The organism is Enterobacter sp. MF024 (genome assembly GCF_005843915.1).
GTDB lineage: Bacteria > Pseudomonadota > Gammaproteobacteria > Enterobacterales > Enterobacteriaceae > Enterobacter > Enterobacter barmai.
The window spans coordinates 151999-166341 of record NZ_VCBB01000006.1 but is presented as its reverse complement, the minus strand read 5'-3'; the positions used below and the strand labels follow the sequence as shown (position 1 = coordinate 166341).

The window sequence follows — 14343 nt, the reverse complement described above, 5'->3', positions numbered from 1 at the left end:
CCGTTATCTCTTAACTTAACCGGCTAAACGCGCCAGTATCGATTTTCCTGATGCAGAGACAGCAGTCACGCGGGCCTCACGCCCTTGCGCCTGATACTCCAGGTGAATTTCAACGTCGGGTTCAGGCAAGACGCCGGTACCCTGCTGCGGCCACTCCACGAGGCAAATGGCATCGTTGGCGAAGTAGTCACGGATCCCCATAAATTCCAGCTCTTCAGGATCGGCAAGGCGATAGAGATCGAAGTGGTACACCATCAGATTTTCCAGGGTGTAGGGCTCAACCAGCGTGTAGGTTGGGCTTTTCACATTTCCCTGATGCCCCAGCGCCTGCAAGAAGCCCCGGCTAAAGGTGGTCTTACCCGCACCAAGATCGCCATACAGATAGATGACGGTTGCGCCCTCGCAGGCCTGCGCCACGCGCTGGCCGAGATCTAAAGTTGCCTGTTCGTCGGGTAAAGGGATCACTCGATTAATCATTTTCTACGTCAATTATTCTTGGGTTAACGACACGCCGTAGCGCGTCAAAAAGATCGGTTGCCAGCATGCCGCGCGTGCCGTACTGGTCCGCCAGCCTGTCGGCAGCTGCACCATGCGCGACGCAGCCTGCGCAGGCGGCATCATAAAGCGCCAGTTTCTGTCCGAGCAACGCTCCGATAATACCCGAGAGCACGTCGCCCATTCCGCCGCTCGCCATTCCGGCATTGCCGACATCCACGATGCCTGCCACTCCGCTCTCGCTGGCGACGACGGTACCGGCGCCTTTCAGAACCACAACACCACCGTAACGTTTTACCAGACGCTGGGCAGAATGTAAGCGATCGCTTTCAATTTCTGCAACGCTGCAGTTAAGCAGCCGCGCGGCTTCGCCAGGGTGCGGCGTCAGGATGCGATTGTGACGTTTATCCGGGTTGATTGCCAGAAGGTTCAGCGCGTCAGCGTCCCACAGCATCGCATGCCGGAAATTCCCGACCTTGCGTAATGCCTCTTTCCCCCATGACTCCTGCCCCAGACCAGGTCCAATCACCACCACATCGGCCCATTGCAGGCTGTCTTCCAGCGACTCTGGCGTCAGTTCATGCACCATAAGTTCAGGCCGGGCGGTGACGATCGGCGCGATATTTTCGCTGCGCGTCAGCACGCGCACCAGCCCCGCCCCCGTACGCAGCGCCGCTTCGCCGGTCATACGGATAGCGCCCGCAGTACCATGATCGCCGCCGATAATCACCAGCCTGCCGTGATCGCCCTTATGGGATGTGGGACGGCGTGGCGGCAGCCACTGCGCCAGATGCGAGGCATCAAAGCGCGTAATACCCGTCTCCTGCCCGGCGAGCCACCCCTCCAGTCCAAGGGCGTTATGATGCAACGTCCCGACCACATCGCGCGCTTTACCGGTCAGCAGGCCGGGTTTAAGGGCGATAAAGGTCAACGTATGGTCGGCTTGAATGACCGCCCCCGGCGTGGTGCCCGTCTGGGCAACCAGCCCGGAGGGAATATCCAGCGCCACGATGGGCGCTTTATGTTGGTTTGCATGGGTGATTAATCCGGCGACCTCATCGCGAGGTGCGCTGTGTAAACCGGTTCCCAGCAGGCCGTCGACGATCAGGTCGATACCTTCCGGCCAGGGCGTATCCGCAGCGTGGATCACTCCCGCCGCGTCCAGCCAGGCTTGCCGCGCGTTGGTTGCCTCTTCCGGAAGGGGTTTGTCGCTTTCCAGCGCCAGCAGCGTGACGGTAATGCCTGCGGCAAGCGCCAGGCGGGCAACCACATAGCCATCGCCGCCGTTATTGCCATGACCGCACAGGATCAGCCAGTGGCGGGACTGCGGGTATGCCGTGCGGGCAACGGTAAAAGCCGCCTCGCCCGCGCGCTGCATCAGTTCGTAAAGGGTTATGCCGAGACTGTCTGCCGCCTCTTTTTCGGCGCGCCGCAGGTCATCCGCGGGCCAGACAGAGTGTGGTATACTTGCAGGGTTTTTCTTCACAGTATGGTCCGTCATGTCACAGCCCCTCGATCTCAATCAGTTAGCGCAAAACATTAAACAGTGGGGCGCTGAGCTTGGTTTTCAACACGTGGGTATCACCGATACCGATCTCTCTGCCAGCGAGCCAAAGCTGCAGGCATGGCTGGATAATCAATACCACGGCGAGATGGAGTGGATGGCGCGCCACGGCATGATGCGCGCCCGCCCGCATGAACTCTTGCCGGGAACCCTGCGCGTGATCAGCGTGCGTATGAACTACCTTCCCACCGGGGCTGCTTTTGCCAGTACGCTGAAAAATCCGTCGCTGGGCTATGTCAGCCGTTATGCCCTGGGGCGTGATTATCATAAACTTTTGCGTAACCGACTCAAAAAGCTTGGGGAAAGGATTCAGGAGCAGTGCGCCACGCTGAATTTTAGACCCTTTGTCGATTCTGCGCCTGTTCTCGAGCGCCCGCTGGCTGAAAAAGCCGGGCTCGGCTGGACAGGTAAGCACTCACTTATCCTCAGCCGCGACGCCGGCTCTTTCTTCTTCCTTGGCGAGTTGCTGGTTGATATCCCTTTACCGGTGGATAAACCGGTCGAAGAAGGCTGCGGCCGCTGCGTGGCCTGTATGACTATCTGCCCCACCGGGGCCATTGTCGAGCCGTATACCGTCGATGCCCGCCGCTGCATCTCGTACCTGACCATTGAACTTGAAGGGGCCATCCCGGAAGAGTTTCGTCCCTTAATCGGCAATCGCATCTACGGTTGCGATGACTGTCAGTTGATCTGCCCGTGGAACCGTTACTCGCAGTTAACGGAAGAGGACGACTTCAGCCCCCGCAAGGCATTGCACGCGCCTCCGCTGATCGAACTGTTCGCCTGGAGCGAAGCCTGGTTCCTGAAAGTGACAGAAGGATCGGCGATTCGCCGTATTGGTCACCTGCGCTGGCTGCGTAATGTCGCCGTTGCGCTGGGAAATGCCCCCTGGGATGAGGCCAATATTCAGGCGCTGGAAAGTCGCCGGGGTGAGCACCCACTTCTCGATGAGCACATAGAGTGGGCGGTTGCGCAGCAAATAGACAAGCGAAACGCCTGTGTGGTGGAGGTGCAATTACCGCAGAAAATCAGGCTGGTACGCGTGATCGAAAAAGGGCTGCCGCGCGATGCATGATGTTTCCACAGGCTGTGAATAAAAATCAAAAGCCAGAAGTACTCTGGGTGCGGCTACAGGTCAAGTGATCGGCTTAACAATTTGAAATGAAATTTTATTTATAATTTTCAAGGAATTATAAAGTTACTATTCATCAGGCGAAGTAATTGAGTAATCGTCAGAAAAAGACAAAGCTGTGGATAAGTCTGTTAAGAAGAGTTTGTCAGAAATGAAACAAATCATCCCTGGCGGGGCTTTCCGCTGTGGATATCTGGAGGAGGAGATAAAATTTGGAGCGGGAAACGAGACTCGAACTCGCGACCCCGACCTTGGCAAGGTCGTGCTCTACCAACTGAGCTATTCCCGCTTGGGTGGTGTTACTGCTTTGCGAACAAATTTTGGAGCGGGAAACGAGACTCGAACTCGCGACCCCGACCTTGGCAAGGTCGTGCTCTACCAACTGAGCTATTCCCGCTTAATCTTCGTCTTTCAAGCCGCCTTGTTGCAACTCGAAATCCTGCGATTGGTGGTCTTACTGCGCAGCAAACAGATTTGGAGCGGGAAACGAGACTCGAACTCGCGACCCCGACCTTGGCAAGGTCGTGCTCTACCAACTGAGCTATTCCCGCAAAATCTATGCTGTCGTAACGATGAATTCTCTGTCGTTACGGGAGGCGCATTATACGAGAAATCTTTCCTCCTGCAACCCCCTCAAAAGCGTTTTTTTATAAATTTAGTTCAAGCGCTGCAATATTCATCACATTGTACAGATTTAGAGCGCAACACCCCGGCAGACGCAGCGCTGCCGGGAAGAGTGCTTATAAATTAATAAAATGTTCGCGGTAGTAAGCCAGCTCCGCCACTGACTCACGGATGTCATCCATGGCCTGATGGGTGCCCTGCTTCTTAAAGCCGTCGAGGATTTCTGGTTTCCAGCGACGCGCCAGCTCTTTCAGGGTGCTGACATCAAGATAACGGTAGTGGAAATAAGCCTCCAGCTCCGGCATGTACTTAAACAGGAAGCGGCGATCCTGGCCGATGCTGTTGCCACAAATCGGTGACTTGCCCTGCGGCACCCACTGCTTCAGAAATTCGATTGTTGCCAGCTCAGCTTCGCGGTCGCCCTGGGTACTGGCTTTCACGCGATCCACCAGCCCGCTGCCGGTGTGGGTGCGCACGTTCCAGTCATCCATCAGCGCCAGCTGTTCGTCAGACTGGTGTACGGCAATGGTTGGCCCTTCTGCCAGGATATTCAGGTTCGCGTCGGTCACCAGCGTGGCGATCTCGATAATGCGATCGCGCTCGGGATCCAGCCCGGTCATCTCCAGATCGATCCAAATCAGATTGTTTTCATCTGCACTCATGTTATTTTCCACCCTTCTCGCATAACCGGCCGTGGCAGGTTAACTAGTATTAATTAGTGTGTATCATAGAGGTTTTGCCCAATATGGGCGACCAGGAGCCAGCACGATTGAGTAAAAATAAACTCTCCAAAGGGCAGCAGCGCCGCGTAAAAGCCAATCATCAGCGCCGCCTTAAAACCACTTCGGAGAAGGTCGACTACGACGACAACCTGTTTGGCGAGCCCGCGGAAGGCGTCGTGATTAGCCGCTTCGGTATGCATGCCGACGTGGAGTCTGCCGATGGCGACGTTCACCGCTGTAACATTCGCCGCACCATCCGCTCGCTGGTCACCGGTGACCGCGTGGTATGGCGTCCGGGCAAAGCTGCCGCAGAAGGCGTAGCGGTGAAAGGGATCGTGGAAGCCGTGCATGAGCGCACGTCGGTATTAACGCGCCCTGACTTCTACGACGGCGTAAAACCAATTGCCGCCAATATCAATCAGATCGTGATTGTCTCTGCCATTTTGCCGGAACTGTCGCTGAACATTATCGACCGTTATCTCGTCGCCTGTGAAACCCTGCAGGTTGAACCGCTGATCGTGCTGAACAAGATTGATTTACTCGACGACGACGGCATGAGCTTCGTTAACGAGCAGATGGATATCTATCGCAAGATTGGTTACCGCGTGCTGATGGTTTCAAGCCGTACGCAGGATGGGCTGAAGCCGCTCGAAGAGGCGTTGACCGACCGCATCAGCATTTTCGCCGGTCAGTCCGGGGTGGGCAAATCCAGCCTGCTGAACAACCTGCTCGGCTTGCAGCAAGAGATCCTGACTAACGACGTTTCTGATAACTCGGGTCTGGGTCAGCACACCACTACCGCCTCACGTCTGTATCACTTCCCGCACGGCGGGGATGTGATCGACTCCCCGGGGGTGCGTGAATTTGGTCTGTGGCATCTCGAACCCGATCAGATCTTTAACGGCTTTGTCGAATTCCTCGACTATCTAGGCGCGTGTAAATACCGCGACTGTAAGCATGATAACGACCCCGGCTGCGCCATTCGTGCCGCGGTTGAAAACGGTGAAATTGCGGAAACCCGCTTTGCGAATTATCACCATATTCTAGAAAGCATGGCGCAGGTAAAAACGCGTAAAAGCTTTTCTGAATCTGATGACTGACAACTAAGCTAAGCGTCGCTAAAATCGTCCCCTTTTTTCAGGTTCCGGCTGTCTGACGGCCGGATCAGGAACGACAAAACAATGGCCTGGAGGCTACCTTGTTAAACTCATTTAAACTTTCGCTTCAATACATTCTGCCGAAACTGTGGCTCACTCGCCTGGCGGGCTGGGGCGCGAGCAAACGAGCGGGCTGGCTGACGAAGCTGGTAATCGATCTGTTCGTGAAATACTACAAGGTCGATATGAAGGAAGCGCAGAAGCCGGATACTGCCAGCTACCGCACCTTCAATGATTTCTTTGTCCGCCCACTACGCGACGAAGTGCGTCCCCTGAATACTGACCCGAACGTGCTGGTGATGCCTGCCGACGGCGTGATCAGCCAGCTGGGCGCTATCGAAAACGACAAGATTTTGCAGGCTAAAGGCCACAACTACAGCCTCGAGGCCCTGCTGGCCGGTAACTACCTGATGGCGGACCTGTTCCGCAACGGTACGTTTGCCACCACCTACCTGTCGCCGCGCGACTATCACCGCGTGCATATGCCGTGCAACGGCATCCTGCGCGAGATGATCTACGTGCCGGGCGACCTGTTCTCGGTTAACCACCTGACGGCGCAAAACGTACCGAACCTGTTCGCCCGTAACGAGCGCGTTATCTGCCTGTTCGATACCGAGTTTGGCCCGATGGCGCAGATTCTGGTGGGTGCGACCATTGTTGGCAGCATCGAAACGGTCTGGGCTGGCACCATTACGCCACCGCGTGAAGGGGTGATCAAACGCTGGACGTGGCCTGCGGGCGAAAGCGAAGGATCCGTGGCGTTGCTGAAAGGCCAGGAGATGGGACGCTTCAAGCTCGGCTCCACCGTTATCAACCTGTTTGCCCCGGGTAAAGTGCAGCTGGCAGAGCAGCTCGAAAGCCTCTCCGTGACCAAACTCGGCCAGCCGCTGGCGGTATCGACAGAGCCCTTCGTCACACCGGATGCAGAGCCTGCGCCGCTGTCAGAAGAAGAAATTGCCGCCGAACTCGACGCCAGCCCGCTGGTTGACGACAAGAAAGACGAAAGCTAAGTAAAGGTAAACTGACGTGCGCCTGATTATCACTTTTCTGATGGCCTGGTGCCTCAGCATGGGGGCGTACGCAGCGACGGCCCCCGATACCAAACAAATCACCCAAGAACTGGAGCAGGCGAAGGCGGCAAAACCCGCCCAGCCGGAAGCCGTCGAGGCGCTCCAGGCTGCGCTGAACGCCCTTGAGGAGCGGAAAGGCTCCCTTGAGCGCGCCACGCAGTATCAGCAAGTTATCGATAATTTCCCCAAACTTTCACAGACCCTGCGCACGCAGCTGAGCGATATTCGTGAAGAGCCGCGCCAGGTGCCTGCGGGCCTGACCTCAGACGCACTCAATCAGGAGATCCTGCAGGTCAGCAGCCAGTTACTGGAAAAAACCCGCCAGGCGCAGCAGGAGCAGGAGCGTGCCCGTGATATCGCCGACTCTCTGAGCCAACTGCCCCAGCAGCAAACCGATGCCCGTCGTCAGCTTAATGAGGTTGAACGCCGGGCCGGGGCGCAAACCGGCAATACGCCTCTTAACCAGGCGCAGAGTCTCGGCATGCAGGCGGAATCCGCCAGGTTAAAAGCCCTTGTGGATGAGCTGGAGCTGGCGCAACTGTCGGCCAACAACCGTCAGGAGCTGGCGCGTATGCGCTCTGAGCTGGCGAAGAAGCAGGGTGAACAGCTGGATGCTTATCTCCAGGCGCTGCGCAATCAATTGAACAGCCAGCGCCAGCGCGAAGCAGAACGGGCGCTGGAAAGCACCGAGTTGCTGGCGGAAAACAGCGAGAACCTGCCGGCCGGCATCGTTGAGCAATTCAAGGTTAACCGTGAGCTTTCGGCCGCGCTGAACCAGCAGGCGCAGCGCATGGATCTGGTGGCCTCGCAGCAACGCCAGGCCACGAATCAGACCCTGCAGGTGCGTCAGGCGCTGAACACCCTGCGCGAACAGTCCCAGTGGCTGGGTTCGTCGAATCTGCTCGGCGAAGCGCTGCGCGCGCAGGTGGCTCGTCTGCCCGAGATGCCTAAACCCCAGCAGCTCGACACCGAAATGGCGCAGCTTCGCGTCCAGCGCCTGCACTTTGAAGATTTGCTCAACAAGCAGCCTCAGCTGCGACAAGTCCACCAGCCGGACGGCAAACCGCTGACCGCCGAGCAAAACCGGATCCTGGAAGCCCAGTTACGAACGCAGCGCGAGCTGCTGAACTCTCTGCTGCAGGGCGGCGATACCCTCCTGCTTGAGCTGACCAAACTGAAAGTCTCCAACAGCCAGCTGGAAGATGCGTTAAAAGAGGTCAACGAGGCGACGCACCGCTATCTGTTCTGGACCTCGGACGTGCGGCCGGTCTCCTTCTCCTGGCCGATTGATATTGTTCAGGATCTGCGGCGCTTAATTTCGCTGGATACCTTCAGCCAGCTCGGCAAAGCCAGCGTCATGATGCTCACCAGCAAGGAGACGATTTTCCCGCTGCTGGGGGCACTGATTCTGGTGGGGTTCAGCATTTACTCGCGCCGCCACTTCACCCGCTTCCTTGACCGTTCCAGCGCGCGGGTCGGCAAAGTGACCCAAGATCATTTCTGGCTCACGCTGCGCACGGTCTTCTGGTCGATTCTGGTCGCCTCCCCGCTGCCGGTACTGTGGATGACGCTGGGTTATGGCCTGCGCGAAGCCTGGCCTTATCCGCTGGCGGTGGCCATTGGCGCCGGGGTGACGGCCACCGTGCCGCTGCTGTGGGTGGTGATGATCTGTGCCACCTTCGCCCGTCCTAACGGGCTGTTCGTCGCCCACTTTGGCTGGCCGCGTAATCGCGTGGCGCGAGCCATGCGCTACTACCTGATGAGCATCGGGCTGATCGTGCCGCTGATTATGGCGCTGATCATGTTTGATAACCTGAACGACCGGGAGTTTTCCGGCTCGCTCGGTCGCCTCTGCTTTATGCTGATTTGCGGTGCGCTGGCGGTGGTAACTCTGAGCCTGAAGAAGGCCGGGATCCCGCTCTACCTCGATAAAGAGGGCAGCGGCGATAACATGCTTAACCGTATGCTGTGGAACCTGCTGCTCAGCGCCCCACTGGCGGCTATTCTCGCGGCAGCCGTCGGCTATCTGGCCACTGCCCAGGCGCTGCTGGCGCGCCTCGAGACATCGGTGGCGATCTGGTTCCTGCTGCTGGTGGTCTATCACGTCATTCGCCGCTGGATGCTGATTCAGCGCCGTCGTCTGGCCTTTGACCGGGCCAAGAACCGCCGGGCCGAAATTCTTGCCCAGCGTGCGCGCGGTGAAGAAGAGCCGGCCCATACGCTCAGCACCGAAGGGGCGATAGAGGTCGATGAAACCGAGCTGGATCTGGATGCCATCAGTACCCAGTCACTGCGCCTGGTGCGCTCCATCCTGATGCTGGTCGCCCTGCTCTCCGTTATCGTGCTGTGGTCGGAAATTCACTCGGCGTTTGGCTTCCTCGAGAACATCACCCTCTGGGATGTGACCTCGACGGTACAGGGCGTGGAGAGCCTGGAACCCATTACGCTCGGGGCCGTACTGATTGCGATTCTGGTGTTCATCATCACCACTCAGCTGATCCGTAACTTCCCGGCGCTGCTGGAGCTGGCCCTGTTGCAGCACCTGGATTTAACCCCCGGAACCGGATACGCCATCACCACCATCACCAAATACCTGCTGATGCTGTTTGGCGGGCTGGTGGGCTTCTCGATGATCGGGATTGAGTGGTCGAAGCTGCAGTGGCTGGTTGCCGCACTGGGTGTCGGGCTCGGGTTTGGGCTGCAGGAGATCTTCGCCAACTTTATCTCTGGCCTGATTATCCTGTTTGAAAAGCCGATCCGTATCGGCGATACCGTGACGATCCGCGATCTGACCGGGAGCATCTCCAAAATCAACACCCGTGCCACCACCATTAGTGACTGGGACCGTAAAGAGATCATCGTCCCTAACAAGGCGTTTATCACCGAGCAGTTTATTAACTGGTCGCTGTCCGACTCCGTCACGCGTGTGGTCCTGACCGTACCTGCCCCGTCGGATGCCAACAGCGAAGAGGTGACGCAGATCCTTTACACGGCAGCCGAGCGCTGCTCGCTGGTGATCAGCACCCCAGAGCCGGAAGTGTTCCTGGTAGATTTACAGCAGGGTATCCAGATTTTCGAACTGCGTATTTATGCTGCGGAAATGGGGCATCGTATGCCGCTGCGTCATGAAATCCACCAGCTGATTCTGGCGGGCTTCCGTGAACACGGTATTGATTTGCCGTTCCCACCGTTCCAGATGCGTCTGGAAAGTCTGGACGGACGTAAGACGGGAAGAACCTTGACGTCAGCGGCGAAGACGCGCCCGGCGGGGAGTTTGTAGTGCAAATGCCGGGTGGCGCCTCGCTTACCCGGCCTACGAAAATAGTAGGCCCGTGCAAGCGCAGCGCCGCCGGGCAAAAAAACCGTCAGGCGCGATCTACAGTAAACGCAATCACATCACCCAGCTGCTCGGCGCCCAGCGCCAGCATCACCAGACGATCGACACCCAGCGCCACGCCGGAGCAGTCCGGCAGGCCGGCTTTTAACGCGCCCAGCAAATTGTGGTCGATTGGCTGCTGCGGCAGGCCGCGCGCGGCACGCTTGCGGTTATCCTGATCGAAACGCTGCTGCTGTTCACGGGCATCGGTCAGCTCATGGAAACCATTCGCCAGTTCAATACCTTTAAAGTAAACCTCGAAACGCTCCGCCACGCGGTGGTCTTCCGTGCTGATCTGTGCCAGTGACGCCTGGCTTGCCGGGAAGTGATAGACGAAGGTCGGGCGATCTTTGCCAATCTGCGGCTCAACGCCAAAGGTAAAGAGCATCGTCAGCAGCGTGTCGCGATCTTCTTCGGTATCGGCAATATTGCTGAGATCCAGCTTCGCTGCCGCTTCACGCAGCTGGGTTTTGTCCGCAGAGAGCGGATCAATCTCCAGATAGCGCTGGAAAGCCTGCTGATAAGAGAGCGTCTCGGCTTCCGGGCACTCCAGCACCTGCTGCAGCAGATCGTCCACCTCGTTCATCAGGCGATACATATCATAATGCGGGCGGTACCACTCCAGCATGGTGAATTCCGGATTGTGATGGCGTCCCATCTCTTCATTACGGAAGCTGCGGCACAGCTGATAAACCGGTCCACACCCCGCTGCCAGCAGGCGCTTCATGTGGTATTCCGGGCTGGTCATCAGGTAGAGATTCATCCCCTGGGAGTGACCAGGGCCAACAAAACGGGTTTCAAACGGCACCAGATGAATGTCGGTCACCGTCGCCTGACTCATGCAGGGCGTTTCCACCTCCAGCACACCGCGGTCGGCAAAGAAGCGGCGGATCTCCGCCATAATTGCTGCGCGTTTTAACAGATTGGGGATGGATGCGCTCGGCTGCCAGGTGGCCGTTTCGCTCATGAGAATTTCTCCGATTTCAGACAAGGGGACGAAGTCTACTCGTAACCCATGGCGGAGACAAATTTTGCACAGTGAATTTTGGGGTTTTCATAACCGACAATAATTACGTGACGCAATTCATCAATTGCGGTGATAAATCCAGAGAAATAACCGCAAAAAAATCGAACACGTCAAATTTCCCTTCTTTCCCTGCGGCTATACTGCGTTACCCATAAAGGAGCAGTGGAATCGCTTTCGCATTCGCCCTCCCGGGCCGTGCACTACCTTAGGTAGTTAAGATGCGAAATATCAAAAATCTGGAGGAATGTCGTGCATACCTTTCAAGCCGATCTTGCCATAATTGGCGCTGGCGGAGCGGGATTACGCGCAGCAATAGCTGCAGCCCAGGCTAATCCAAACGCTAAAATCGCCCTGATTTCAAAAGTATACCCTATGCGCAGCCATACGGTTGCCGCTGAGGGGGGATCCGCCGCCGTTGCGCAGGATCATGACAGCTTTGATTATCACTTTCACGACACAGTGGCCGGCGGTGACTGGCTGTGCGAACAGGATGTCGTCGATTATTTCGTCCATCATTGCCCGACGGAAATGACCCAGCTGGAGCAGTGGGGTTGCCCGTGGAGCCGCCGGGATGACGGCAGCGTCAACGTGCGTCGCTTCGGCGGTATGAAGATTGAGCGTACCTGGTTTGCCGCCGATAAGACCGGCTTCCATATGCTACACACCCTGTTCCAGACTTCACTGCAGTTCCCCCAGATCCAGCGCTTCGACGAGCACTTCGTCCTCGACATTCTGGTTGATGACGGTCAGGCTCGCGGCCTGGTGGCAATGAACATGATGGAAGGTACGCTGGTCCAGATCCGCGCCAATGCGGTGGTAATGGCAACGGGCGGTGCGGGTCGCGTTTATCGTTATAACACCAACGGCGGCATCGTAACGGGCGACGGCATGGGCATGGCGCTCAGCCACGGCGTACCGCTGCGCGATATGGAGTTTGTGCAGTATCACCCAACCGGTCTGCCGGGTTCCGGCATTCTGATGACCGAAGGCTGCCGCGGTGAAGGCGGTATTCTGGTCAATAAAGACGGCTATCGCTATCTGCAGGATTACGGCATGGGCCCGGAAACCCCGCTCGGCGAGCCGAAGAACAAATACATGGAGCTTGGCCCGCGCGATAAAGTCTCTCAGGCCTTCTGGCATGAGTGGCGCAAAGGCAACACTATCCCAACACCACGCGGCGATGTGGTCTACCTCGACCTACGCCACCTGGGTGAGAAAAAGCTGCTGGAGCGTCTGCCGTTCATCTGCGAGCTGTCCAGGGCCTATGTCGGTGTCGACCCGGTTAAAGAGCCAATTCCTGTACGCCCAACCGCGCACTACACCATGGGCGGTATCGAAACCGATCAGCAGTGTGAAACTCGAATTCAGGGCCTGTTTGCGGTGGGCGAATGTTCCTCCGTCGGCCTGCACGGGGCTAACCGCCTGGGTTCAAACTCGCTCGCGGAACTGGTGGTATTTGGTCGTCTGGCCGGTGAGCAGGCCATGGCGCGCGCCGCGACTGCCGGGGTAGCGAACGATGCCGCGCTCGATGCGCAGGCAGCAGATGTCGAGCAGCGTCTGAAAAAACTGGTTAATCAGGAAGGCAGTGAAAACTGGGCGAAAATCCGCGATGAGATGGGTCTTTCCATGGAGGAAGGCTGCGGGATCTACCGTACGCCGGAGCTGATGCAGAAAACCATTGATAAGCTGGCCGAGCTGCAGGAGCGCTTCAAACGCGTGCGGGTGACCGACACCTCCAGCGTGTTCAACACCGATCTGCTCTACACCATTGAGTTGGGCCACGGTCTGAACGTTGCCGAATGTATGGCGCACTCCGCCATGGCGCGTAAAGAGTCCCGCGGTGCGCACCAGCGTCTGGACGAAGGCTGCACGGAGCGTGACGACGTTAACTTCCTCAAGCATACCCTCGCTTATCGCGACGCGGACGGCTCTACCCGTCTGGACTACAGCGACGTGAAGATCACTACGCTGCCACCGGCGAAACGCGTTTACGGTGCAGAAGCGGAAGCAGCCGATAAGAAGGAGACGGCGAATGGCTGAGATGCAAACTCTGAAAGTTGAAGTGGTGCGCTATAACCCGGAAGTGGACAGCGCGCCGCACAGCACTTTCTATGAAGTCCCTTACGATGAGCAGACCTCCCTGCTGGATGCGCTGGGCTACATCAAAGACAACCTGGCACCGGACCTAAGCTACCGCTGGTCCTGCCGTATGGCGATTTGCGGCTCCTGTGGGATGATGGTCAACAAGGTGCCTAAACTGGCCTGTAAAACCTTCCTGCGTGAATACCCGAAGGGGATGAAAGTCGAAGCCCTGGCCAATTTCCCAATTGAGCGCGATCTGGTGGTCGACATGACCCACTTTATCGAAAGTCTGGAAGCCATTAAGCCGTACATCATTGGTAACCCGCGCACGCCGGATCAAGGGCCTAACAAGCAGACCCCGGCGCAGATGGCCAAGTATCACCAGTTCTCCGGCTGTATTAACTGCGGCCTGTGCTATGCCGCCTGCCCACAGTTTGGTCTGAATCCGGAATTTATCGGCCCGGCAGCCATTACCCTGGCGCATCGCTACAACGAAGACAGCCGCGATCACGGTAAGAAAGAACGTATGGCGCAGCTGAACGGTCAGAACGGCGTATGGACCTGTACCTTTGTCGGCTACTGCTCGGAAGTCTGTCCGAAGCACGTCGACCCGGCCGCCGCGATCCAGCAGGGTAAAGTTGAAAGCTCGAAAGACTTTCTTATTGCCACCCTGAAACCACGCTAAGGAGTGCATGATGACGACTAAACGCAAAGCCTATGTGCGGCCGATGCCGTCCACCTGGTGGAAAAATCTGCCGTTTTATCGCTTCTATATGCTGCGTGAAGGCACGGCAGTACCGGCGGTGTGGTTCAGTATTGAACTGATGTACGGCCTGTTTGCCCTCAAACACGGCCCTGAAACCTGGGCCGGTTTTGTCGGGTTCCTGCAGAACCCGATTGTGGTGATCCTGAACATCATCGTGCTGGCAGCGGCGCTGTTGCATACCAAAACCTGGTTTGAACTCGCGCCAAAAGCAGCAAATATTATCGTGAAAAACGAAAAACTTGGGCCAGAGCCAATTATCAAAGGACTCTGGGTGGTGACTGCGGTGGTAACCGTGGTAATTCTCGGCGTAGCCCTGTTCTGGTAAGGA

11 protein-coding genes and 3 tRNA genes are annotated in these 14343 nt (G+C 57.3%); 7 read left to right on the top strand and 7 right to left on the bottom strand.

Annotated elements, in window-relative coordinates:
• Window positions 1-15: 15 nt before the first annotated feature.
• Window positions 16-477, bottom strand: a complete 462-nt coding sequence (tsaE, locus tag FFB58_RS12905; protein ID WP_039028437.1) for a tRNA (adenosine(37)-N6)-threonylcarbamoyltransferase complex ATPase subunit type 1 TsaE — start codon at window positions 475-477, stop codon at window positions 16-18.
• On the bottom strand, window positions 470-1996 hold the full coding sequence (nnr, locus tag FFB58_RS12900; RefSeq protein ID WP_138370082.1) for a bifunctional ADP-dependent NAD(P)H-hydrate dehydratase/NAD(P)H-hydrate epimerase: 1527 nt from the start codon (window positions 1994-1996) through the stop codon (window positions 470-472). The genes tsaE and nnr overlap by 8 nt, the downstream gene beginning before the upstream one ends.
• Between nnr and queG the strand changes: the two genes are divergently transcribed.
• Window positions 1995-3134, top strand: coding sequence for a tRNA epoxyqueuosine(34) reductase QueG (queG, locus tag FFB58_RS12895; RefSeq protein WP_039028435.1), 1140 nt, complete (start codon window positions 1995-1997; stop codon window positions 3132-3134). The genes nnr and queG overlap by 2 nt on opposite strands.
• A gap of 270 nt (window positions 3135-3404) precedes the next feature.
• Here the strand turns inward: queG and FFB58_RS12890 are convergent.
• The 4 genes from FFB58_RS12890 to orn form a co-directional block, all read right to left on the bottom strand.
• A tRNA-Gly gene (locus tag FFB58_RS12890) sits at window positions 3405-3480 on the bottom strand.
• Between the two features lie 32 nt (window positions 3481-3512).
• Window positions 3513-3588: transfer RNA gene (locus FFB58_RS12885), tRNA-Gly, on the bottom strand.
• 78 nt (window positions 3589-3666) lie between these two features.
• Window positions 3667-3742 (bottom strand) — tRNA-Gly (locus FFB58_RS12880).
• A gap of 189 nt (window positions 3743-3931) precedes the next feature.
• Window positions 3932-4477 carry an oligoribonuclease gene (gene orn / locus FFB58_RS12875; RefSeq protein ID WP_039028434.1) on the bottom strand — a complete coding sequence of 182 codons (546 nt, stop codon included), beginning with the start codon at window positions 4475-4477 and terminating at the stop codon, window positions 3932-3934.
• Between the two features lie 107 nt (window positions 4478-4584).
• On the opposite strand from orn, the gene rsgA reads away from it, so the two are divergent.
• The 3 genes from rsgA (at window position 4585) to mscM (ending at window position 10044) form a co-directional block, all read left to right on the top strand.
• A complete protein-coding gene (gene rsgA / locus FFB58_RS12870; protein WP_171029960.1) occupies window positions 4585-5637 on the top strand; it encodes a small ribosomal subunit biogenesis GTPase RsgA in 1053 nt (350 codons plus the stop codon).
• A gap of 98 nt (window positions 5638-5735) precedes the next feature.
• Window positions 5736-6704 (top strand): archaetidylserine decarboxylase, encoded by a 969-nt coding sequence (gene asd / locus FFB58_RS12865; protein WP_039028432.1) that lies wholly within the window; start codon window positions 5736-5738, stop codon window positions 6702-6704.
• Window positions 6705-6720: 16 nt separating this feature from the next.
• On the top strand, window positions 6721-10044 hold the full coding sequence (gene mscM, locus FFB58_RS12860) for a miniconductance mechanosensitive channel MscM (RefSeq protein WP_138370080.1): 3324 nt from the start codon (window positions 6721-6723) through the stop codon (window positions 10042-10044).
• A gap of 85 nt (window positions 10045-10129) precedes the next feature.
• Here the strand turns inward: mscM and epmA are convergent, their stop codons facing one another.
• Window positions 10130-11107 (bottom strand): elongation factor P--(R)-beta-lysine ligase, encoded by a 978-nt coding sequence (epmA, locus tag FFB58_RS12855; RefSeq protein ID WP_138370079.1) that lies wholly within the window; start codon window positions 11105-11107, stop codon window positions 10130-10132.
• Between the two features lie 309 nt (window positions 11108-11416).
• On the opposite strand from epmA, the gene frdA reads away from it, so the two are divergent.
• The 3 genes from frdA to frdC are packed head-to-tail and all read left to right on the top strand — an operon-like array spanning window position 11417 to window position 14340.
• Entirely contained in the window at window positions 11417-13207 is a 1791-nt protein-coding gene (gene frdA / locus FFB58_RS12850) for a fumarate reductase (quinol) flavoprotein subunit (RefSeq protein WP_039028429.1), read from the top strand.
• A complete protein-coding gene (locus FFB58_RS12845; RefSeq protein WP_039028428.1) occupies window positions 13200-13934 on the top strand; it encodes a succinate dehydrogenase/fumarate reductase iron-sulfur subunit in 735 nt (244 codons plus the stop codon). Before frdA ends, FFB58_RS12845 begins: the two co-directional genes overlap by 8 nt.
• A gap of 10 nt (window positions 13935-13944) precedes the next feature.
• Window positions 13945-14340 (top strand): fumarate reductase subunit FrdC, encoded by a 396-nt coding sequence (gene frdC, locus FFB58_RS12840; protein ID WP_039028427.1) that lies wholly within the window; start codon window positions 13945-13947, stop codon window positions 14338-14340.
• The last annotated feature ends 3 nt before the right edge of the window (window positions 14341-14343 follow it).